Raw genomic sequence first — 20,726 nt, 5'->3', positions numbered from 1 at the left:
CGACTCTAAGGATGGACTTCAGGGTCAGTTCGGGTTCAGAAGCCGACATCGAGACCAACGAGCAGAGTCCGCTCGAGCGGTGTAGCGAACTGACCGGAGAACTCTGGATCCAGCCCCTCCCACTCCGTGAGCGTCCACAGATTGGTAGCCGTCCCATAGAGCCGCAGATCGTCGATGCCCAGACGCTGGGTGAGCGACAGCGGCAGTCGATAGGAGAGCGTCACCTCCTTCAGGCGAAGGAAGCTGGCATCCTGAAGGAATGGGGCGTTGTGGGGATTGGTGTTCTCCCGGTTGGCGGGCAGCTTGTTGCCTCCCTTTTCGGGCGTCCACACCTGTCGAGCCGCCGCGCGAGGCACATTGCGGCGCGTGCTGTTATAGGCCGTATAGTCGAGGTGGAGGAATTCGTTGTGCCGCTCGACGCCGGTCAACCCATACAGGAAGAAGCTGAGCGAGGCGTTTCCGTAGGTGAGCGAATTGGTCAGTCCGAACGTGAAATCAGGCTCCCGATCGGAGAGAATGATCCGGTCACTGGCGTTGACGATCGAGTCGCCGTTCACATCGAGGATCTTGACGTTCCCGGGCCGGCAGGCAGTCTCCGGGTTCTTCAACCCGCAGGTCTGTGCTTCACCGATCTGCCATACGCCGAGGTTGCGGTACCCGTAATTCGTGGCGATGGGATGGCCGATGAACCAGCCATTGGCCAGGTCGTCGCGACCATCGCCGTACAGCTCGACGATCTTGTTCCGATTGGCAGCGAGATTGAACTGGCTCTCCCAGCGGAGGAGACCCCGGTCGACGTTGATCGACGTCAGTTGGAGCTCGACGCCGCGGTTGCGCAGCTTACCAAGGTTGGCGGCGACCGAGCGGACGGCGTGCGTGCCGGCGATCGTGCGATTCAGCAGCAGGTCGGTGGTGCGGGCATCGTAGAGGTCTACGCTGCCGCTGATCCGGTTATCGAAAAGTCCGAAATCGACACCAAAGTTCAGCGAGGTGCTGGTCTCCCAGCGGAGGTCGGGGTTCCCCAGCTCGGATGAGCCGGCGTTGCCGTCCGCGTTGATCCCGAAGATGAAGCCGGTGAGCGTAGTGCTCCCCCGCACGTACGATTGGGGACGGACGACCGAGAGCGTGCGGTAGGGATCAATGGCCTGGTTGCCGTTCTTGCCGTACGAGAGACGCAGCTTCAGGAAGTCGACTGTACCGGAAAGAGGCCAGAAGCCCTCCTCCGAGACATTCCATGCGGCCGCAATGGAAGGGAATGTCCCCCACTTGTAGTTCTCACCGAAAACCGAAGCACCGTCGCGCCGGGCAGTGAGAGTCAGAAGGTACCGACCGTCATACCCGTAGTTGATGCGGCCCATGTACGACAGGATTCCCGTCTGCGTATAGCCGTAGCCGGGCACGGCGATCTGCGCGACATTACCCTGCCAGTAAGTCAGCGCGTCGCTGGGGAAGTCGGAAGAGTTGACGGAGCGCGACTTGGAGGTGTTGCGCTCGGCGCTGAACACGCCGGTGAAATCCAGGCTGTGCGCGCCGAAGTTCTGGCTGTAGAGCAGCAGATTCTCCACCGTCCAGTCCACGGCGGACTGATCGTTGGTGGAGGCGTTTCCGCGAGGAAGTCCGTTCGCCGTGTTTCTCGGCCAGTACGTCTCGATCTCGCGACTGACGGTGGTCAGGCCGGTATTCAGCCGGTAGCGCAGGCCAGGAACGGGGAGCTGAACCTCGGCGTAGTTGCTCGAAAAGAGACGCCGGGCGACGTCGTGGTTGGAGGCGAGGTATCCTTGCAGAGGGTTGCCCCAGAACGTGTCCTCCGGCCAGGGATGGATCCGTTGGGTCCCATCCTCGTTGTAGGGGAGCGCCAGAGGGTTCATCAGGAAGGCGCCCTGGTCGCTGGACGCCAGCCAGGTTACGGGGATGCCGCTTCGGTCTGTCCAGGCGTACTGAGTGCTTGTCCCGATGTCGAGCCAGGATCGCACCTCCTGGTCCAGGTTCAGGCGAACCGTGTAGCGGTTGAAGTCGTCATTCCTCGCGATCCCGGCCACGTCCAGCGCGGTTCCGGAGAGATAGTATCGCGTGCCGCCCGCCCCCCCGGACATCGCCAGGTTGTGCTGTTGTTGGACGCCGGTCCGTGTGGCGACATCGATCCAGTCGGTGGAAATACCCGCCTTGTAGTTGTCCAGCTCGCTCTGCGTGATGTAGTTCAGCTCACGGCAGCGGTCGACGTCGAAGGCGCCGTTGGTGAGCACGGGCTCGCCTCCATTGCGGCGAGTACACTTGAAGGGAATGTACTCTTCGGCCGTCAGCAGCTCCGGCTTGTCCGCGAATGTCTGGACTCCCACATACCCGTTGTAGGTAAAGCGGGGACGCTCCGTCTGTACTCCCTTTCTGGTTGTGATCAGGATGACTCCATTGGCGCCGCGTGCTCCATAGATCGCCGCCGACGAGGCATCCTTGAGAATGCTGATCGACTCGATGTCGGACTGGTTCAGCTCGGTGAGGGTGCCGGGGAACGGGATTCCGTCGACCACGATCAGCGGGTCGTTGTCCGCGGAGAGAGAATTCTGGCCGCGGATCTGGAGATTGGTCGATGCCTCTGCTCCGCCACCCGAAACCTGCACGGAGACTCCCGGGGCGGCGCCCTGAAGCGCCTGAACGACGCTTACAGTCGGCGCCCTCTCCACGCGTTCGCTGGCGACCGACGCGACCGCCCCGGTCACGTCTCGGCGCTGCTGCTGCCCATACCCCACCGCAACGACACCCTCCAGCTCCACCGCGGCTGGAGCGAGCCGGAAGGTCAGCACCGCGGACTGCCCGCCGGCGAGGGCGATCGACGTGTCCCGCGCCGCGTATCCGATGAGGCTCGCGCGAACGGTGTGCGTCCCCGCAGGCACCGAGGAGAGCTGGAAGGACCCGTCGGCGCCGGCGACCGTGCCGAGTTGGGTGCCCGCAATCGTTACGCTCGCGCCGGGAAGTGGCTGCCCGGCTTCACCCACCACAGTCCCGGAAATGCGTCCGCTCTCCTGGGCATGTAGCGGCGGTGTAAAGGCGAGCGCGCCCAGCGCGAGCGGCACCGCGAGCAGTACCCTGACGAGCAGTACAGGTCTCATTGCGTGTTTCCTCCTGGTGATCGGAAGCTTCTCGCCGAAGGGTGCTAGACGTAAGCGAGCAGGCGAGGATCGGCGCGGACGTGCGATGAGCGAGCGGCGGTGGGCCGCCGCGGGTAGCCAATTTATCAGCTACAGTTATTTCGTCAAGTTGATTGATTTACTGCCGCGAGGGGAGGACGAGGAGGTGGAGGGTTTCAGTCAAGGACCCCCGAGCCCGTGGGAGAGCAGACTGGCGCCCTCGCGGCGCTTGGCCTGCTTGAGCAGGACGTTCAGAGCTGGCGCGAAGGAGGCGTGTATCGGTAGGGTTGCAACGCCCAGGGCGGCCGCATCCATGCCGGCGGTTGCGAGCAGCAGCCGGGGCGAGGTCTGCTTCTCGACGATTCGCCGGACGGGTAGGTGGCGCGTCACCCGCTCCATCAATCCGTGCAGCAGAAGCGTGGGAAAGCGCCCGCCGAGGAAGATGGCGTCGGGATCGAACATGTACTCCACAGCCAGGACGAGGGAGGTGAGATAGTCTCCGGCTGTGTCCATCCAATCGCGCATGCGTCGGTTCCCTTCGCCCAGGAGTCGCGCCAGATCGTCTGGCGAGCGAGCCTCGAACCCCTCCGCGCGGAGGGCGGCGTAGAGACGCGGCAGGCTGAAATGCTGACCGACGTGGAGGCTGTCTCCGTGGGCGCCCGGAACGCTCGACAGGACCGTGGGGATGTACCCGATCTCGCCCGCGTTGCCTGAGCTTCCGCGAAAGGGCTGACCCTGAATCACCAGACCCCCGCCCAGGCCGCTGCCGAAGTGGAAGAAGAAGAAGGTCGAGATGTGCTGCCCCGCCCCGTACCAGCGCTCCCCGATCGCCGCCGCCGTGGCATTGTTCTCCAGATAAACGGGGATCTCGAGACGCTCGCGAAGCCGCGTGGCCAGCGGCACGTTGTGCCACCCGGGAAAGGCCTTCGGATTGACAATGTAGCCGTGACCGTCGGGTGCGGGGTGCATGGGCCCGGGGATACCGACGCCGACCCCCCAGACCCGCTCGCGCGGCAGGCTCTCCCGCTCGATGAGCGCCTCGGTGGTAGAGGTCAGCAGCTCGAGCGCCTCGTCCGGCGGCGGAAAGTCCACTTCGAGAACCACTCGCTGTCGGACGACACCCGCCAGATCCACCAGAACCCCGGTGAGATGATCGCGGTTCAGATCGAGCCCGATGGAGAAGGCTCCCTCGGGATTCAGCACCAGACCGATCGACGGCGCCCCGCGGCCCGACTGCCGCCGCTCCGTCTCCAGGATGAGCCCCGCGTCCAGCAACTCCTTGGCGAGGTTCGACACCGTCTGGACCGAGAGCTCGGTTCGACGCGCGATCTCCGTCCGCGAGACCGGGCCGTACTTGCGAATCGCCTCGTGGACGATGCGCAGGTTGTACTGCTTCGCGTGCGTGAGGTTGGTACCGGTGAGCATGCGCGACCGCGTTCGAGGGTCGGAGCCGCGGGACAGCGCCGCGACCCGAGTTCTCCTACAACGTACGTCGGAAGAGGAATTAAATCAACTTGACGAATCTGATTGACGGGCTAGTTTGGTCTGCCGAGGAAGCGCCAGCCGAGAAAGCCCTCATGCTACACCCCACCGATTTGCTGGTCATCGTCGTCTACGTGCTCGCCACCCTGGGCGTCGGGTTCTGGGCGGCTCGATGGGCGGCGGGTAGCCTCCGCGGCTACTTCCTCGCTGGCAATCGGCTCCCGTGGTACCTGCTCGGGCTCTCGAACGCCGCCGGGATGTTCGACGTGAGCGGGACCATGTGGCTGATGTACCTGCTCTTCGTCTACGGCATGAAGAGCGTGTGGATCCCCTGGTTGTGGCCGGTCTTCAACCAGGTGTTCCTGATGATGTACCTCTCGGCCTGGCTGCGTCGCAGCGGCGTCATGACCGGGGCGGAGTGGATCCGTTTCCGCTTCGGCGACACCCGAGGTGCCCGCCTGGCCCATCTGAGCGTCGTGGGCTTCGCTCTGCTGAGCGTCGTCGGCTTCCTCGCCTACTCCTTCGTGGGCATCGGCAAGTTCGCGGCTGCCTTGCTGCCCTGGCAGCTGTCGGCCGATCCACATCACAACATCGTCATCTACGGCGTTGCGGTCACCGCCCTTACCACCCTGTACGTCGTGCGCGGGGGAATGGTGAGCGCCGTGGCCACCGAAATCTTCCAGTTCGGCGTGATGGTCGTCGCGTGCGTGTGCGTGGCAATCCTGGCCGCTCGCGCGGTATCACCGGACGCACTGGATCGCATCGTTCCCAGCGGGTGGCGCGAGCCCTCCTTCGGCTGGCGGCTCGACCTGGACTGGACGACGGTGGAGGCGGCAAACCACCGGATCGTGGAGGACGGATGGAGCATGTTCGGCATCTTCTTCATGCTCATGCTCTTCAAGGGCGTTCTTCAGAGTCTCGCCGGACCTGCGCCCAACTACGACATGCAACGCATCCTCGCGACCCGATCGCCTCGCGAGGCGGGGATGATGAGCGGGCTGGTCAGTACCGTCCTCTTCGTCCCTCGCTACCTGCTGGTGACAGGGCTCACCGTACTCGTGCTCGCCTATTACTCCGCGGACCTCAACACCATGGGAGCGACAGTCGACCTCGAGCTGATTCTGCCGCTTGCCATTCGCGAGTTCGTCCCTCCCGGTCTGTTCGGCCTGCTCGTCGCGGCGCTGCTCGCCGCCTACATGGGCAACTTTTCCGCCAAGGTCAATGCGGGTAGCGCCTATCTGGTCAACGACATCTACAAGCGCTACCTGCGCCCGGCTTCGTCGGAGCGAACGTACGTCCGAGCAAGCTACATCGCTTCGCTCGGGGTCGTCGTACTCGGCACAATGGCCGGGCTCTTCATCGGCACGCTGCACGAAGTGGTGTTGTGGCTGGTGGCCGCCCTGTACGGGGGATATACGGCGGCCAACCTGCTGAAATGGTACTGGTGGAGATTCAACGCCTACGGCTACCTCTGGGGAATGGTAACCGGAACCGCGGCGGCCGTCCTCGTCCCCGCGCTACTTCCCGTTCCCAGTGCCATCTACGCTTTCCCCGCCATTCTGGCCATCTCGTTCGTCGGCTGCATTGCCGGCAGCCTGCTCACGCCGCCAGACGACGAGCAGGTCCTGCAGAACTTTTACTTGAAAGTACGCCCCTGGGGATTCTGGGCCCCGGTTCGTGCTCGTCTCGACCGGATTCACCCGGGTCTGAGTCCCAATCGGGACTTCCCGCGGGACATGCTGAACGTGGCGATCGGTATCGCCTGGCAGACCGCGCTCGTCGCGATCGGAATCTATACTGTGCTGCAGGACGCCCGCGGCGTGGCCGCCAGTCTGGCGATCGTTCTGGGCGCATCGGCCGTGCTCAAGTTCACGTGGTACGACCGGCTACAGCAGCAGTCGACATACGAAGCGGTCCCTCTACCCTCCGACACCTTCCACCATGCGACGCCGTCATACGCGCACCGCCCTGATCCCGCTGTTGCTCGCCGCCAGCTCGACCGCGCTCTCAGCGCAGGTGGAGGTCGCGGCCTGGGGTAACATTGCGGGGATTCGCGTCGAGGGCGCGCTTCTGCCGGTGGAGAGCGCGTTGTGCGTCCTCGACAGCAGCGGAGAGCAGGTGGAACGCACCGCCAAATCCCGCCAGGATCCCCGCTTCATCCGGGACGGGGGTGCGCGCGTAGTCGCGACTCGGCTGGGTGGCCTCGCCGCGCGTCAGGTCGCGCGCAACACCGGACCGGGCAGCGCGCATCTGCAGGTGACATTCGAGGCCGACAGCGGCGCCACAATGCATACCGGTGCACTCTGCTTCAATCTGACGGCAGCCGGATATGTAGGTGGCCTCGCGCAGGTGAGCGATTCCTCCGACGGTGCTGACGAGCGGATCGTCCTCGCGACTCGAGACGGGAGCGAGGGCTTTTCAGTGAGCCGGACCGCCCAACGCGTCCGCCTGGAAGCTCCGGGGCAAGCACTGGAGATCGCCGCTCGAGCGGCGGGCGACGCGATCATTCGCAGCGTGCGGGGAGAGGAGAGGGAGGAGCTCTGGCTGTACATACCTGTTCTCAGAGGTCCAGCGAAGCGCGGGCAGTCCGCCACGGTCGAGCTCGACCTGCGAGTGACGGGAGAGATCGATCGCAGCGCGGTGGAGCTCGCGCTGGACGCCTCGCGGCCCGGACGCCGCTTTGACGGGATCGGGGGCAATTTCCGGCTCCAGCACCCGCGAACCGACCCCGAAGTCATCGGATACAATCTAACTAATCTGCGCGTGGCGTGGGGTCGGGTCGAGCTACCCTGGCGGCAGTGGCATCCAGAGCTGGACATGGATCCGCTACGCGCGGCGCAATCCGGACAGCTCGATCCTCGGGTCGAGGGCGCCATCCGTATGGCGCGCACGCTTCACGAGCGGGACATCCCCCTGATCCTCAGCATCTGGTTCCCACCGGACTGGGCGATCCTGCCCCCAGAGACGCCGAATCCGCGACGACCCACACGACACAGTCGGCTCAATCCGGAGCGGATGAAGGCAATCCAGAAGTCCATCGCTGACTATCTGGTCTACCTCAAGAGCACATACGGCATCGAGCCGGCATTCTTCTCCTTCAATGAGCCGGAGCGCGGCGTCGATGTCCTTCAGACGCCGCAAGAGCACGCCGAGTGGATCCGCGACTTCGGCTCATACCTCCGCTCTCGCGGGATCTCGACCAAGCTCCTGCTGGGCGACAACGCGGATACGTACCGTACGGATTATATCCTGCCGGCAATGCAGGACCCGGAGGTGCACCCATATGTCGGGGCGGTTTCGTTCCATTCCTGGGGAGGCTGGTCGGAGGAGCTGCTCACCCACTGGGCGAACGCCGCCAGGCAGTTGGATGTGCCGCTGATCATTGCCGAAGCGAGCACCGACGCCTGGGCTTGGACGTACCCCGACATATTCCATGAGCCGCACTACGCCATGGAGGAGATCGAGCTGTACGTGCGGCTGCTCAGCATCACCCAGCCTCTCTCCATCCTGCAATGGCAGTTGACGACGGATTTTTCCATTCTCGCGGGAGGCGGGATCTTTGGAGATCGCTCACCTCTGCGGCCGACCCAGCGCTTCTGGAACCTGAAACAGCTCTCGGCCACCCCCGCGGGGGTCTTTCACCTCCCCATCACCTGCGGCGACGACGAGCTGCGGTGTGCAGCCCTCGGTGATCCGCAGCGAGGCGCCTTCGCCGTTCACGTGGTCAATCGCGGAGCGGAGCGTCCCGCCACGCTTTCCGGATTACCGCATGATGTTCGTGAGATGCGGGTGTTCGTCACCGACGAAACCCGCGGGATGGAGGAGCTGGGCCGAGTGCCCGTCAGTGGAGGTACTGTGCGTTTTTCACTGCCGGCATCGGCATTCATCACCCTGTTGAGTACAGAGTGACCACGTCGAAATCTGGTCAGGAACATCCCGTTTCGGGCATGAATGAGTTGAAGCTCCCAGACATTGTGCCCGCTGGCGAGACCATCACCCGGCGTCATGCTCTGGCGCAGATCACGAGGATGCTCGGAGGCGGTGCCTCGCTCGCCGCGCTGAGCGGCGTGGCGGTCGGTTGCGAGCCGGAAGAACGGTCTTCGACGCTTGCAGGCCGGGGAGCCGGGAGTCTCCTATCCGCGCGCCAGCGGGAAATGCTCGCAACCATCGCCGACCATCTGATCCCACCCACGGACACCCCAGGCGCCCGAAGAGCGGGCGTACCCGAATTCATCGAGATCGCCTTTCGCGAATCGCTGCATTCGGCGCTGCGAGACCAGTTCATAGCCGGGCTATCGGACCTGGACACACGGGCGCAGCGTGAGCACGGACGGGACTATCTCGACTGTACGTCAGAGCAGCAGCGGGCCCTCCTGCTGGCCTTGGATAACGAGGCCTTCCAGCCCGCTTCGAGCTCGGACCAGCGACCGAGAGTCGCCGGCGATCGGCACGAACCTCCGCGGTCCGATGCTCGGCAGAATTCCCCGGCCGCTAGCTCTCCTCCCGCTAGCTCCCCTTCGTCTGCGCCGGCGCCGGAGGCGATTCGCTGGCGCTGGGGTGAGGACAGGTCGCCTTCCTGGGGCGCCACTTCCTTCTGGCGCACGCTGAAGCGCCTCGTCCTGGTGGGCTACTACACCTCCGAGCTGGGTGCCACGCGAGAGCTGCGCTACCTGGCGCTTCCGGGACGCTACGACGGCTGCACCGCGATCGGGCGAACCTGGGCGGTGTAGCCCCATGCCGAATTCACGTCCACGTCATCGAGCCACAAATAAGGTCATGATTCAGGATGCACGCGGGCTCTCTGCTTCTCGCGCGCGGTTCGACGCCATTGTCGTCGGCAGTGGTGTCACCGGGGGCTGGGCGGCCAAGGAGCTCTGCGAGAGAGGCTTGCGGGTACTGGTGTTGGAGCGCGGGCCGTGGGTGGAGCACGGCCAGTATCCCACCGAATGGCTGAATCCCTGGGAGGTCGCGCTCCGTGGCGAACCGCGGAGCGAAGAGTATCAACGCGATTACCCGATCCAGAGCAACAACTACGCGTTCGGAGAGGCGACCAAGCACTTCTTCGTCAAGGATTCGGAGCATCCCTACCTCACCCCGGAGGATATGCCCTTCCGCTGGATTCGCGGCTACCAGCTGGGCGGCCGTTCGCTGCTTTGGGGACGCATCGTCTGGCGGTGGAGCGACCTCGATTTCGAAGCCAATCTGCGTGACGGCCACGGCGTGGATTGGCCCATCCGGTACCGCGATCTCGCTCCGTGGTATTCGCACGTGGAGCGCTTCATCGGGGTGAGCGGGAATCGGGACGGCCTTCCGCAGGTTCCGGACGGTGAATTCCTCCCTCCTTGGGAAATGAACTGTGTCGAGCGAGAGATGAAGACTCGCATCGAGGCAGCGTATCCGGGCCGGAACCTGATCATCGGCCGCGTGACCAACCTGACACGCGCGCATGGCGGTCGCGGCGCCTGCCAGGCACGCAACCAATGCGCGCGCGGCTGCTCGTTTGGAGCCTACTTCAGTTCGCTGAGCTCCACCCTTCCCGCGGCTGCAAGGACCGGACGCCTTACGGTGGTGTGCAACGCAGTCGTGCACAGCGTGCTGTACGATGCGCAGCGGAATCGCGTCAGTGGCGTGCGGGTAATCGACGCGACTACGGGAGACACGCGGGAGTACTACGCCCGAGTGGTCTTCCTGTGTGCTTCGACCCTTGGAACTACACAGATTCTTCTGAACTCCCGCAGCCCCGAGTTCCCTGATGGGCTGGCCAACAGCAGCGGCGTGCTCGGTCACTTCCTCATGGACCATCACTCCAAGGCGGGAGCACGGGGCACGTTCCCGGGGTTCGAGGACCGCTACGTGTACGGCCGACGGCCGGCAGAGACCTACATTCCTCGCTTCCGCAATCTCGGGAGGGAACCCGACGCGGACGTGGACTACGTGCGTGGATACGGCCTGCAGGGAGGGGCAAGTCGCGGCAATTGGCAGCGTGGTTCGTCGATGCAAGGAATAGGGAGCACTCTCAAGGATGCATTGAGAGAGCCGGGCCCGTGGCGCGTGTACCTGCAGGGATACGGTGAGTGCCTGCCACGATACGAGAACTACGTCTCACTCGATCCGGAGAGGACAGATCGGTGGGGCATCCCGCTGTTGCGCGTTCATTGCGCATGGGGAGAGAACGAGCTGAAAATGCGCCAGGATCTGAAGAATCAGGCGGCGGAAATGCTGGAGGCTGCAGGGTGCCGGGAGGTGACTACCTACGACGACCCCTGCCCGCCCGGGTTCAGCGTGCACGAGATGGGCACGGCTCGAATGGGACGCGATCCCAGGACTTCCGTGCTGAACGCGCACAACCAGGCGCACGACGTGCCCAATCTCTTCATCACCGACGGATCGTGCATGACCAGCAATTCTTGCGTCAACCCGAGCCTGACCTACATGGCGCTCACTGCGCGGGCGGCGGCATACGCGGTAGAGGAGATGAAGCGGGGGCACCTCTGAACATCCCCCGAGGCAGTCGGCGGTGCCGATGTCGACGAGTAAGCCGCCGTTAGGCCTGCGAGTCGTCCTTGCAGGTGCGTAGTATGCCGGCTCGCTCTACACACGCCGACCGGTGGCGTAGGCTTCTGCCCTCCGCAAAGTCATTGCGCGCCGTGAGGACCGGCTCATATTCGTCCCACGCAGCGAAGTTGGTCGAGCACGCTCGGCCCACAGCGGGCCGAGACGACCCTCTCCGGCTTACAGACTCATCGACGGCCCCGTCTACCGGAATTCCTTGCGCCACCCCACCACCGGAGGCCGTATGTCCACTCCTCAACCTCCCCGGGCAACACTCGCAACAACGCAGCTCTTCTCCCCGGCGAGCATCCCCGAGATGTACGAGCAGCTACTGGTCGGCCCCCTCTTCAGTCCGTGGGTGGATCCGCTGCTGGACGACGTCGAGCTGCGTCCCGGAGATCGCGTCCTCGACGTGGCCTGCGGCACCGGAGTCGTGGCGAGGGGGGCGGCGGCGCGCCTCGACGACACGGAGAGCGTGGTCGGGGTTGATGTAAGTCCGGGCATGCTGGCGGTCGCGCGCCGAGTCGAGCCGGGGATCGACTGGCGCGAGGGCAGCGCGAGCGACCTTCCGCTGCGTGCCGGCGAGCAGTTCGACGTGGTCGTGTGCCAGCAGGGCTTCCAGTTCTTCCCGGATCGCCATGCCGCCGCGCGGCAGATGCGACGCGCGCTGGCGAATGGAGGACGGGTGGGGATCAGCACCTGGCGGCCCGACGAGGAGTTCCCCGTCCTGCGCCAGTTGCGGGAGATCGCGGAGCGGCGCCTGGGACCGATCGACGATCGTCGGCACAGCCTGAGCGACCCCGCCCCGGTCGAGACCGCGCTCCGCGAGGGGGGATTCCGCGACGTCCGCTCGAGGCGACTCACCCGCACCATCCGCTTCCCGGACGGCGCAGTCTTCGTGCGGATGAACGCGATGGCTCTGGTGGGGATGAGCGCGGGTGCCGGCGACCTCGACGAGGTCGCCCGCAAGCAGGTCGTCGCCGACATCGTCGCGGACAGCGCCGACCTCATCCGCGCCAACACGGATGCTAGCGGGTTCAGCTACGAGCTCGGCACCAACGTGGCTCTGGCAAGGGCGTGAAAGCGGCCGCGCGAGGAAGCCAGGAGCCAGGAGCCGGGGGGAGCAGATTCTGGCTGCTGGCTTCTGACTTATGGCTTCCACGAACCTTGGCCGAGTGGCGTGGGAGACCTATTCTTGCGGGCCGCTCCGGTTCCGCGACGGACGCCCGACGATTACCACGTTCAGCCCCCCATCTCCCCTCAGCGGCGCAGGTGACAAATGCAAACGCTACATCTTTCAGTCCAGATCGATGCACCGAGGCAGAAAGTCTGGCACACGATGCTCGACGACAGATCCTACAGGGAATGGACCCAGGCCTTCAGTCCCGGCTCGTATTACAAGGGTGACTGGAGCAAGGGATCGAAGATGGTCTTTCTCGGCCCGGATCCGGAGACCGGCAAAGAGGCGGGCATGGTGAGCCGGATTGCCGAAAACAGACCCTACGAGTTCGTCTCCATCGAGCACATCGGGATCGTGCAGGACGGGAAGGAGGATACGACCAGCGAGATGGCCAGAAGGTGGGCGCCCGCGTTCGAGAACTACACCTTCAAAGAGAGCAACGGAGCAACTGAAGTTCGGGTGGACATGGACGTCGACGACGAGCACGCTGAGCTGTTCCACCAGTTGTGGTCCAAGGCGCTGCAGAATCTCAAGGAGCTGGCGGAGAGGTAGGGCATTGGTGACATCGGGATAGGGGGTAGCCAGTCATCGTTGGCTACGCCCCTCTCACACCATGGGACCCCCTTTCCCTTTTGGGTGCGGCAACAGTGAATTCTAGGCTCTAGCTTCTAGCTTCTCCTTCTGGCTCCTGGCTACCGGCTTTCCCAGCCCATCCTGCCTCCCCCTGAACTGCTTGACGAGACGCGAATGTGAGCGGTAACATGGCCCGTACGAAAGAGGGTGCATCCGCTGCTCGACCCGTTCGACCCCCCGCCTGAGGATCCCGCGTATGTCGAAACGAATTGCTATCGCCGCCGCCGTGCTGGTGCTCGCCATCCGTCCCGCGATGGCTCAGGTAGGTGATGCCGATCTCGTGGGCTCGGTTTCATTCGATGCGCCGAGCGGACAGCTTCAGCGTTTGATGGTTCAGGTGGGTGACGGTGGCACCGGCCCCTATCCGGCGGTGCTGGCGGGTGATACGAGCCTTCCCACGCACACCATCTATCGCCCGCGGGATCTCTCGCCCTTCGGTGAGAGCAGTCAGCTCCCCATCGTCGCGTGGGGAAACGGCGCCTGCCGCAACAACTCGGGCGAGTACAGAAACTTCCTGTCGGAGATCGCGTCTCATGGCTTCCTGGTCGTCGCCATCGGCCCGGCGGCTCAGTCGCTGGTGATGGGGAGTGGAGCCCCGGGAGGGGGGACGGAGTCCTCGCAGTTGCTGGATGCAATCGACTGGGCGATCGCACAGGCGAACGATCCCGGAAGCGAGTACTTCCAGAAGATCGATACGGGTCGAATCGCCGTGATGGGTCATTCCTGCGGAGGCATACAGGCACTCGACGTCTCCAAGGATCCGCGAGTGACGACCACGATGATCTTCAACAGCGGGGTTTTTCGGGAGCCCCGTCCCGCCCCCCGAAGCGATGTGGGATCGCCGGGTGGCGGACCGCCCGCGGCCGCACGATCGGCAATGGCGGCAATGACCAAGGACAGGCTGCGCGAGCTGCACGCACCGGTCGCGTACATCCTGGGCGGGCCTGGAGACATCGCCTATCAGAACGGCCTGGACGACTTCCAGCGCATCGACCACGTCCCCATCCTCTTCGCCAACCAGAACGTCGGCCACTATCCCGCCACCTTCCTGCAGCCTCATGGGGGCGCCTACGGCGTGGCCACGGTCGCCTGGCTGAAGTGGCACCTCAAGGGCGACACACAGGCCGCGCAGGCATTCATCGGCACCGACTGCGGGCTCTGTCACGATCCGGAGTGGTCGATCCAGAGCAAGAACCTGCGTCCGTGAGGATCACCCATGACCAGGCACGACACGCTACGAGCGACCGTTATCGCGTTGATTGCTTTGACCACTGGCCTCCCCGCGCCCGCGATTGCACAGGTGGAGACGGAAAAGCCCCCGCTCGTGCCCGGCGCCAAACCGGTGACGGTCGAGCGGATCCAGATCTACGGGGCACATCTGGCAGGAAACCTGGAAGGCAACTCGCCGACCCGGGACGTGTTGGTCTTCCTGCCACCCAGCTATTCGCAGGAGCCACAGCGGAGGTACCCCGTCGTCTATGCCCTCCATGGCTACTCGATCGGTGCGGAGCAGTGGTCGCGAGAGATTCGCGTTCCCCAGACGATCGAGGGAGCGTTCGCGCAGGGAGCGAGGGAGATGATCGTGGTCCTGCCGGATTCCAAGACGATGCACAACGGCTCGATGTACTCGAGCTCACAGACCACCGGCGACTTCGAGCGGTTCATTGCCCGCGACGTGGTCGCGTACATAGACAGCCACTACCGCACGATTCCCAGCCGGCGGGCGCGCGGTCTGGTGGGCCACTCGATGGGAGGATATGGCGCCGCACGCATCGGGATGAAGCACGCCGACGTTTTCGGAAGCCTCTATCTGATGAGCCCCTGCTGCCTCTCCCCCCGCGGCGCCGGGCGACCAAACCCTGAGGCCGAAGTTACGCTCGCCGGACTGAAATCCCCCGCTGATTCGGAGGGTTTGCCGTTCGGCCTGCGTGCCCAGCTCGCAGCCGCGGCCGCGTGGTCACCAAACCCGCAGAATCCACCACTCTATCTGGACCTCCCGATCAAAAACGGCGAGGTGCAGCAAGAGGTAATCGCCCGCTTTGCCGCCAATGCGCCGCTGGCCTTCGTGCACCAGTACATTGGCGAGCTCCGTCGCTACGATGCCATTGCGATGGACGTGGGAGACCAGGACGGCCTGAGACGAGATACGGAGCGGTTACACGAGGTCCTGGACAGTTATGACGTCCCCAACTCGTTCGAGGTCTATCCGGGCACGCACACCAGCCACGTGGCGTTCCGCTTTCAGGATCACGTCATACCCTTCTTCAGCGAGCACCTCTGCTTCGACGCGGATTGCGATTAGCTGCGACGCAGAGCACCGTGGAGGGCGGCTCTGGCGGCCAATCCGTCACGAAGTCGCGTGATAGACACGAAAGCCCGGAGGCGGATGTCCGCCCCCGGGCTTGGTTGAAGTATCGGGTCGCCGAAGCGCTACCGCTTTACCATCCGGGAGTCTGGGCGAGCTCGGGGTTCCGTCGGATTTCAGCCGTGGCGACGGGGAGCAGGTTCATCTTCTCCTCGTACGGGGCCTTTTTCAGCAGCTCCACCGGCCTGTAGACCAGCTCTCCCGATGCCTTCTTGATGATGTCCATCCCGCGAATCGGCGTATTCTCGACTTCGGCGGCGATCTTCCATCGCCGGATATCGAAGAATCGGTGGCCTTCGAAAGCCAGCTCGATGCGCCGCTCGTTGCGGATACGGTCCCGCAACTCCGGTCCGGTCACCGTCGCCCGAAGCGGCGGCATCCCCGCCCTCGCCCGCACCCTCGAGACATACTCGCGCGCCAGCGCTTCGTTGCCGAGCTCATACTGTGCCTCGGCGTAGTTGAGGTAGATCTCCGCCAGCCTGAAGTGGGGCCAAGGGATCGTGTACCAGGTCTGCCAGTTCAGCGGCACATCCTCGTCCGGCATGAACTTCTTGAGGGCGTAACCTCCCCTTGGATTATCCCCGCTCTGCTTGTAGGAATCGAACCCCCAGGTCTCGCCATCTTCTGAGACCCACATCTCGAAGCGATCTCCGCGATAAATCGAGCCATTGTGGATGATGGTTGCCTCGAAGCGCGGGTCGCGGTTGGCGTATGGGTTGTCAGGATCGTATTGCGACGCAGGATTGATCGACCGCGAACCATAGGGTCCGATGAAGGGCGGCTCGCCGTTGATCATGTCGTAGTCGTCGACCAGGTTCTGCGAGGGGCCATTGCTCGCCCACCACCCGCCGTAGGCACCGTAGCGGCGGGGCAGGTTGTGCATCGGCGCCTGATGACCATTGGTGGGAGTGAAGTTCCTGGTGAAGATGTATTCGTTCTGAGGCGCTCCGCTGGGTAGAATGAAGAGCTCGCGATAGTCCGGGTGCAGGGAGTATCCGCGGTCGAGCAACGCCTCCGCCGCATCCGCCGCTCGTTGCCATTTCTCCCTGTCATTGGAGGGATTGTGCAGGGGCGAAGCGGCGTACAGCAGCACGCGCGAGCGCAGCGCCATCGCGGCGTCCTGAGTGGCTCGACCGTAGTTGGGATCGGTCGAGGCGTAGCGCGCCGGCAGATCCGGCATCGCCTCGTCCAGGTCACTCTCGATGAACTCCACGCATTCATCGAAAGTGTTGCGCTTGAAGGTGACCTCCTGCGCATCCTTCAGATCGTAGGTGCTGGTGACGATCGGTACCCCGCCGAAGCGCTTGATCAGCTCGAAGTAGACGAAAGCCCTCAGGAATTTGGCCTCCGCGATCAGCCGGGGTTTGCCTTCGAAGTCGATCGCTCCCTCCTCCTCCATCTTCTCCAGGAACATGTTGATCTTGCGGACATACTGGAAACCCATGTCCCAGTAATACATGTGTCCGCCCCAGAAGTCGCCTCCGGCAACCTGATCGATGTTGTCGGGCGAAAAAGTGTTGCGGGCAAACAGGTCCGCGCCACAACAGGGCGCGCTGTTGTAGGCCTCGTCGGTGTACTTGGAGTACATGTGGATGTAGAAGCCATGCGGGATGGCGTTATACAGCTCCGTGTGATAGGCGGCTATCAGGTTTTCGTCCTGCCACACGGCGACCTCGGCAATCCGGTCCTGGGGCGGAATGTCGAGAATGTCGCTCTCGCACGCGCCTACCAGCAGCACGCTCAGACAGGCCATCCACTTTCTCCAACTGCCGGTGTTGCTGCGAGCCGGCGCCGCTGTCCGTGCGAGCTTTATGGTCCTCGATGCTCTGATCATCGCTCTTTGCTTTGAAGATGGCTCGAAAGGCAACCGGTGAGCAGCTCAGAAGCTCACGTTCAGACCGACGTTGATGGTCCGGAGTGGTGGATATTGGGTGAAGTTGCCGGCCAGCTCCGGATCGGCCCATTTGAGCTCTTTCGCCCAGGTCAGCAGATTGAACCCGCTGACATAGAGACGAGCGGATTCGACGGTTCCAAGACGCGAGGTAAGGCTGGTGGGGAGGCGGTAGCCGAGCTCGGCCGTTTTGAGGCGCGCGAAGGTCGCGTCGTAGAGGAAGAAGGTCGTCGGTCCCGGCTCCCAAGCGCCTGCCCTGGGCATCGATCCGTCGGGATTGTCAACGCTCCAACGATCGGCGGCACGATGCACCGTGGCATTCGCGAAATCGCTGCCGCCCAGTACCGACGCGGTGCCGTCGTATACCAGTGCGTTGGTCTGACCCTGGAAGAAGAGGTGCAGATCCAGGTTGCGATAACGAATGTCGGTGGAGAGGCCGCCTACATATTCAGGGATGTTGGAGTGGGGGACGCGGAACATATCCCTGGAGTCGATGACCCCGTCCTCGTTCAGATCCACTACCCGGATGTCCCCCACCTGGGCCCCAGCACCGTGCGGGTAGGCGTCCAGTTCCTCCTGAGTGCGGAAGATTCCGTCCGCTTTGTAGTAGAGACCCGCCCCCACCGGCTTGCCGGTCTGACTCTGATACGGCTGGGCCTGCGGGACCTCGTCCATGAAGACGATCTTGCTGCGGGCGAAGGCAACATTGCCGGAGACGCTATATGAGAAGTCGTCCCCGATTCCGCCCCGATGGCTGAGGATGAGCTCGTATCCGTGATTGTTGACCTTGCCGATATTCTGGTCCGGCAATCCCGGGAAGCCAAAGATCCGGCTCACGGACAGGTTTGGCTGAGCGAGGATGTTCGAGCGCCGCTCCAGCCAGTAGGTGAAGTCGATGCCCAGAAGTCCTCCCCAGAGGCTCGCCTCGAGTCCCAGATCCGTCTTCCGGCTCACTTCCCAGGTGATATCCGGATTCGGCATCGTGTTGGGGAAGATGCCGGGAGCGTCGTTGGTTCCGAAGACGTAATTGCCGCCGAAGGAATACGCCTGCAGGTACTGATACTGGCCGACTCGATCGTTCCCCAGCTCGCCGTAGGAAGCCCGGAGCTTCAGCTCGTCCACGAAGGGAAGGGCGTCCTGGAAGAGCGGCTCCTCCGAGACTCTCCAACCAGCCGACAGGCCCGGGAAGAACCCGTAGCGTCTGCCCTCGGGAAAGATCTGGGAGCCGTCGTAACGGAAGAGGAACTCCAGGAGGTACTTCGAACGAAAATCGTAGTTCAGCCGGCCCAGGTAGTTGTTGTAGGCGCTCCTGGACGCGCTCCCGGCGTTGTCCTTGTTCTCGGGGTCGGTGCTGCCCGCATCGATCTGCGGGACCGCCGGGCTGATGAATTCTTTGCGGTAGGCGGAGCCGAACTTGAAGGTGTTCTTCTGCTGCTCCGCACCAAGCATGAGCGATATCGAATGATCCCGCGCGAACGTTCTCGCATAAGTCGCGCGCAGGTTGTACATGGAGGTCGTCCATTTCCGGTACGTGTCCCGGACCTCGACCGTGGCGCTCCCCGTGCCCTGCCTTCGCTCGTACTCCCCTGTATTGGGATTGTACTCGTGGAAGAAGTACGGCTTGACGAAGTTCTTCTCGAACTGATTGCTCAGATCGTAATTGAAGCTGCCCTCCAGGCTCAGGCCATCGAGGAATGGGACCTGGTAAGTAGCGCTGAAGGTGGCGTACAGCGGGGTGTCTTCGATGGTGGTAGCCCCGCGTTGGTCCAGCAGCAGGGGGTTTTCCCCTAGCCTACCGGGCGCGATCAGGCCGTTCGGGTATTTCGCCGCCAGGGTAGGATTCGCCTGCAGAATGTTGATGAAGTTTATCTCGGTCCCGACCGACGGATAGGTGCGGTCATTGAAAATCCCGGACAGGTTCGCCCCGACGCTCAGGTCTCGGGTGAGATCGGCATCCACCCGCGTGCGAATGTTGTACTGGCGGTACGCGGTAGGCTCGTGACGGAAGTTGCCAGGCTGGTCGAGATAGCTGAAGGAGAGCAGGTAGCGAACAGCCTCCGACCCGCCGGTCGCTTGCAGGCTGGCACGCGTCTGAACGGAGTAGGGCTTCAGCACCTCCTCCACCCAATCCGTATTCGGATACAGAATGGGGTCGGATCCGTCCCGAAACTTCTGAATCGCCTCCGCAGAGTAGAACGGCGTGCTATTCTCCGGTCTTCCCTGGCGATACCACTCGGCTTCGTTGAAGGCCTCCGCGAACGTTGCGGCGTCCAGCATTTCGGGGAGGCGGGTCGGCCGGGAGAAGGCCTGGTTGAAGGAAGCATCGAAGGTCGGCCGGGATGGCGAGCCCTGCTTCGTGGTGACCAGGATGACTCCGTTGGCGGCACGCGCGCCATAGATGGCGGCGGAGGCGTCCTTGAGCACGGTGATGCTCTCGATGTCCTCCGGGTTGAGGCGACCAAGAAGGCTTCGTTCCACCCCGTCGACGATGATCAGCGGCGAGTTGTCCCTGAAGGTTCCCGTGCCACGGACCAGGATGTTTAGGTTCTCCCGGCCGGGCTCACCCGTCCGCTGATTCACGGTCAGTCCGGGAAGCCTCCCCGCCATCGAGCTGACGACATTCGGCGACGGACTCACCGCGATCTCCTCCCCCGCAACGGTGGAGACCGATCCCGTCAGCGTCTCCCTTCGCTGTGTTCCGTAACCCACCGCCACAATTCCTTCCAGGGCGATCGCCTCGACCTGCAGCTCGAAGTTGACCGTCACGGACTGACCGGCGAGGACCGTCACCCTCTGTTCCGCGCCGGCGTAGCCCAGCGAGGTCGCCCGCACGACCACTTCGCCCGAGGCCAGTCCCGTGAGCCGAAACCGACCCTCCGCATCGGATAGCGCTGCCGGTCCGTCGGGCTGCACCTGCACCTGAGCGCCGACCAGCGGCTGGCCGGCCTGATCAGTGACCTGTCCCGCAATGGTTCCTTGCTCCTGCGCGCTCAGCCCGCCTGCGGCGCATACGAGGAGGAGTAAGGCAGCGGATGCTCTGCACATCGATCTTCCTCCGGGTTGGCTGTCAAAGGATGCGTTTTCCGGGGGATGGCGGATCGACGAAGACCCGCCGAGACCGGAGCTGAATCGCGGAGGAGGACGAGACCGTTTCTCCACCTCTCGCCGGAACTGGTCGGTCGCTCTGGGGAACAGGTCGATGAGCGCCCGACAGAAGCCGCAGAACGGGTCTGCACCGGGAGCTCTTCGGATCGCCGTCGCAGGCAGACGCAAGCGCATCACACCGCGGTGGATCAGAGTGGATGGAAGGCGGAGCCGTCGGGCGACGATAGGCGGTTATCGGCCGATCTACACGTAGGCCGTGGCAAAAAGAGCCACGGAACGCTGCTGATACCGATATCATCCAGAGTGCGAGCTCGCCGCGCGCACTACTGAAAGGCAAGTCACCCAGTGAGGGAGTGTTACCGCAAACACCCTAAGCGCGATAGGGCTCTCGCGCAA

12 protein-coding genes are annotated in these 20,726 nt (G+C 63.7%); 8 read left to right on the top strand and 4 right to left on the bottom strand.

All coding sequences use genetic code 11. The features are described 5' to 3' along the window. Window positions 1–35 precede the first annotated feature (35 nt). Together VF167_15055 and VF167_15050 are read right to left on the bottom strand one after the other, a co-directional pair. Window positions 36–3,104, bottom strand: a complete 3,069-nt coding sequence (locus tag VF167_15055; protein ID HEX6926738.1) for a TonB-dependent receptor — start codon at window positions 3,102–3,104, stop codon at window positions 36–38. Between the two features lie 198 nt (window positions 3,105–3,302). Further along, a complete protein-coding gene (locus VF167_15050; GenBank protein ID HEX6926737.1) occupies window positions 3,303–4,547 on the bottom strand; it encodes an ROK family transcriptional regulator in 1,245 nt (414 codons plus the stop codon). Window positions 4,548–4,699: 152 nt separating this feature from the next. Between VF167_15050 and VF167_15045 the strand changes: the two genes are divergently transcribed. The 8 genes from VF167_15045 (at window position 4,700) to VF167_15010 (ending at window position 15,271) form a co-directional block, all read left to right on the top strand. Next, a complete protein-coding gene (locus VF167_15045; GenBank protein ID HEX6926736.1) occupies window positions 4,700–6,643 on the top strand; it encodes a sodium:solute symporter family protein in 1,944 nt (647 codons plus the stop codon). Beyond that, a complete protein-coding gene (locus VF167_15040) occupies window positions 6,546–8,513 on the top strand; it encodes a hypothetical protein (protein HEX6926735.1) in 1,968 nt (655 codons plus the stop codon). Before VF167_15045 ends, VF167_15040 begins: the two co-directional genes overlap by 98 nt. A 38-nt stretch (window positions 8,514–8,551) precedes the next feature. Beyond that, window positions 8,552–9,334: a gluconate 2-dehydrogenase subunit 3 family protein gene (locus tag VF167_15035; GenBank protein HEX6926734.1), complete on the top strand. Its 783-nt coding sequence runs from the start codon at window positions 8,552–8,554 to the stop codon at window positions 9,332–9,334. Between the two features lie 46 nt (window positions 9,335–9,380). Then, window positions 9,381–11,099 (top strand): GMC family oxidoreductase, encoded by a 1,719-nt coding sequence (locus VF167_15030; GenBank protein HEX6926733.1) that lies wholly within the window; start codon window positions 9,381–9,383, stop codon window positions 11,097–11,099. Window positions 11,100–11,400: 301 nt separating this feature from the next. After that, a complete protein-coding gene (locus VF167_15025; GenBank protein ID HEX6926732.1) occupies window positions 11,401–12,237 on the top strand; it encodes a methyltransferase domain-containing protein in 837 nt (278 codons plus the stop codon). A 198-nt stretch (window positions 12,238–12,435) separates the two neighbouring features. After that, window positions 12,436–12,888, top strand: a complete 453-nt coding sequence (locus tag VF167_15020; GenBank protein ID HEX6926731.1) for an SRPBCC domain-containing protein — start codon at window positions 12,436–12,438, stop codon at window positions 12,886–12,888. A gap of 277 nt (window positions 12,889–13,165) precedes the next feature. Then, window positions 13,166–14,176, top strand: a complete 1,011-nt coding sequence (locus VF167_15015) for a hypothetical protein (protein HEX6926730.1) — start codon at window positions 13,166–13,168, stop codon at window positions 14,174–14,176. Window positions 14,177–14,185: 9 nt separating this feature from the next. Next, window positions 14,186–15,271 (top strand): alpha/beta fold hydrolase, encoded by a 1,086-nt coding sequence (locus tag VF167_15010; GenBank protein HEX6926729.1) that lies wholly within the window; start codon window positions 14,186–14,188, stop codon window positions 15,269–15,271. Between the two features lie 136 nt (window positions 15,272–15,407). On the opposite strand, the gene VF167_15005 is transcribed toward VF167_15010, so the two are convergent. Together VF167_15005 and VF167_15000 are read right to left on the bottom strand one after the other, a co-directional pair. Continuing rightward, window positions 15,408–17,087: a RagB/SusD family nutrient uptake outer membrane protein gene (locus VF167_15005; GenBank protein ID HEX6926728.1), complete on the bottom strand. Its 1,680-nt coding sequence runs from the start codon at window positions 17,085–17,087 to the stop codon at window positions 15,408–15,410. A 126-nt stretch (window positions 17,088–17,213) separates the two neighbouring features. Then, window positions 17,214–20,270: a TonB-dependent receptor gene (locus VF167_15000; protein ID HEX6926727.1), complete on the bottom strand. Its 3,057-nt coding sequence runs from the start codon at window positions 20,268–20,270 to the stop codon at window positions 17,214–17,216. Between the last annotated feature and the right edge of the window lie 456 nt (window positions 20,271–20,726).

It is taken from the genome of Longimicrobiaceae bacterium (genome assembly GCA_036375715.1).
In the GTDB taxonomy this organism is placed as follows: Bacteria; Gemmatimonadota; Gemmatimonadetes; order Longimicrobiales; family Longimicrobiaceae; genus DASVBS01.
Note: the sequence above shows the minus strand (reverse complement) of the source record. Positions and strands in the feature narration are given on the sequence as shown.

Coding starts and splice junctions, on each gene's coding strand:
- VF167_15055 (HEX6926738.1), bottom strand. CDS start 3,104: ATGAGACCTGTACTGCTCGTCAGGGTACTGCTCGCGGTGCCGCTCGCG.
- VF167_15050 (HEX6926737.1), bottom strand. CDS start 4,547: ATGCTCACCGGTACCAACCTCACGCACGCGAAGCAGTACAACCTGCGC.
- VF167_15045 (HEX6926736.1), top strand. CDS start 4,700: ATGCTACACCCCACCGATTTGCTGGTCATCGTCGTCTACGTGCTCGCC.
- VF167_15040 (HEX6926735.1), top strand. CDS start 6,546: ATGCGACGCCGTCATACGCGCACCGCCCTGATCCCGCTGTTGCTCGCC.
- VF167_15035 (HEX6926734.1), top strand. CDS start 8,552: ATGAATGAGTTGAAGCTCCCAGACATTGTGCCCGCTGGCGAGACCATC.
- VF167_15030 (HEX6926733.1), top strand. CDS start 9,381: ATGATTCAGGATGCACGCGGGCTCTCTGCTTCTCGCGCGCGGTTCGAC.
- VF167_15025 (HEX6926732.1), top strand. CDS start 11,401: ATGTCCACTCCTCAACCTCCCCGGGCAACACTCGCAACAACGCAGCTC.
- VF167_15020 (HEX6926731.1), top strand. CDS start 12,436: ATGCAAACGCTACATCTTTCAGTCCAGATCGATGCACCGAGGCAGAAA.
- VF167_15015 (HEX6926730.1), top strand. CDS start 13,166: ATGTCGAAACGAATTGCTATCGCCGCCGCCGTGCTGGTGCTCGCCATC.
- VF167_15010 (HEX6926729.1), top strand. CDS start 14,186: ATGACCAGGCACGACACGCTACGAGCGACCGTTATCGCGTTGATTGCT.
- VF167_15005 (HEX6926728.1), bottom strand. CDS start 17,087: ATGGCCTGTCTGAGCGTGCTGCTGGTAGGCGCGTGCGAGAGCGACATT.
- VF167_15000 (HEX6926727.1), bottom strand. CDS start 20,270: ATGTGCAGAGCATCCGCTGCCTTACTCCTCCTCGTATGCGCCGCAGGC.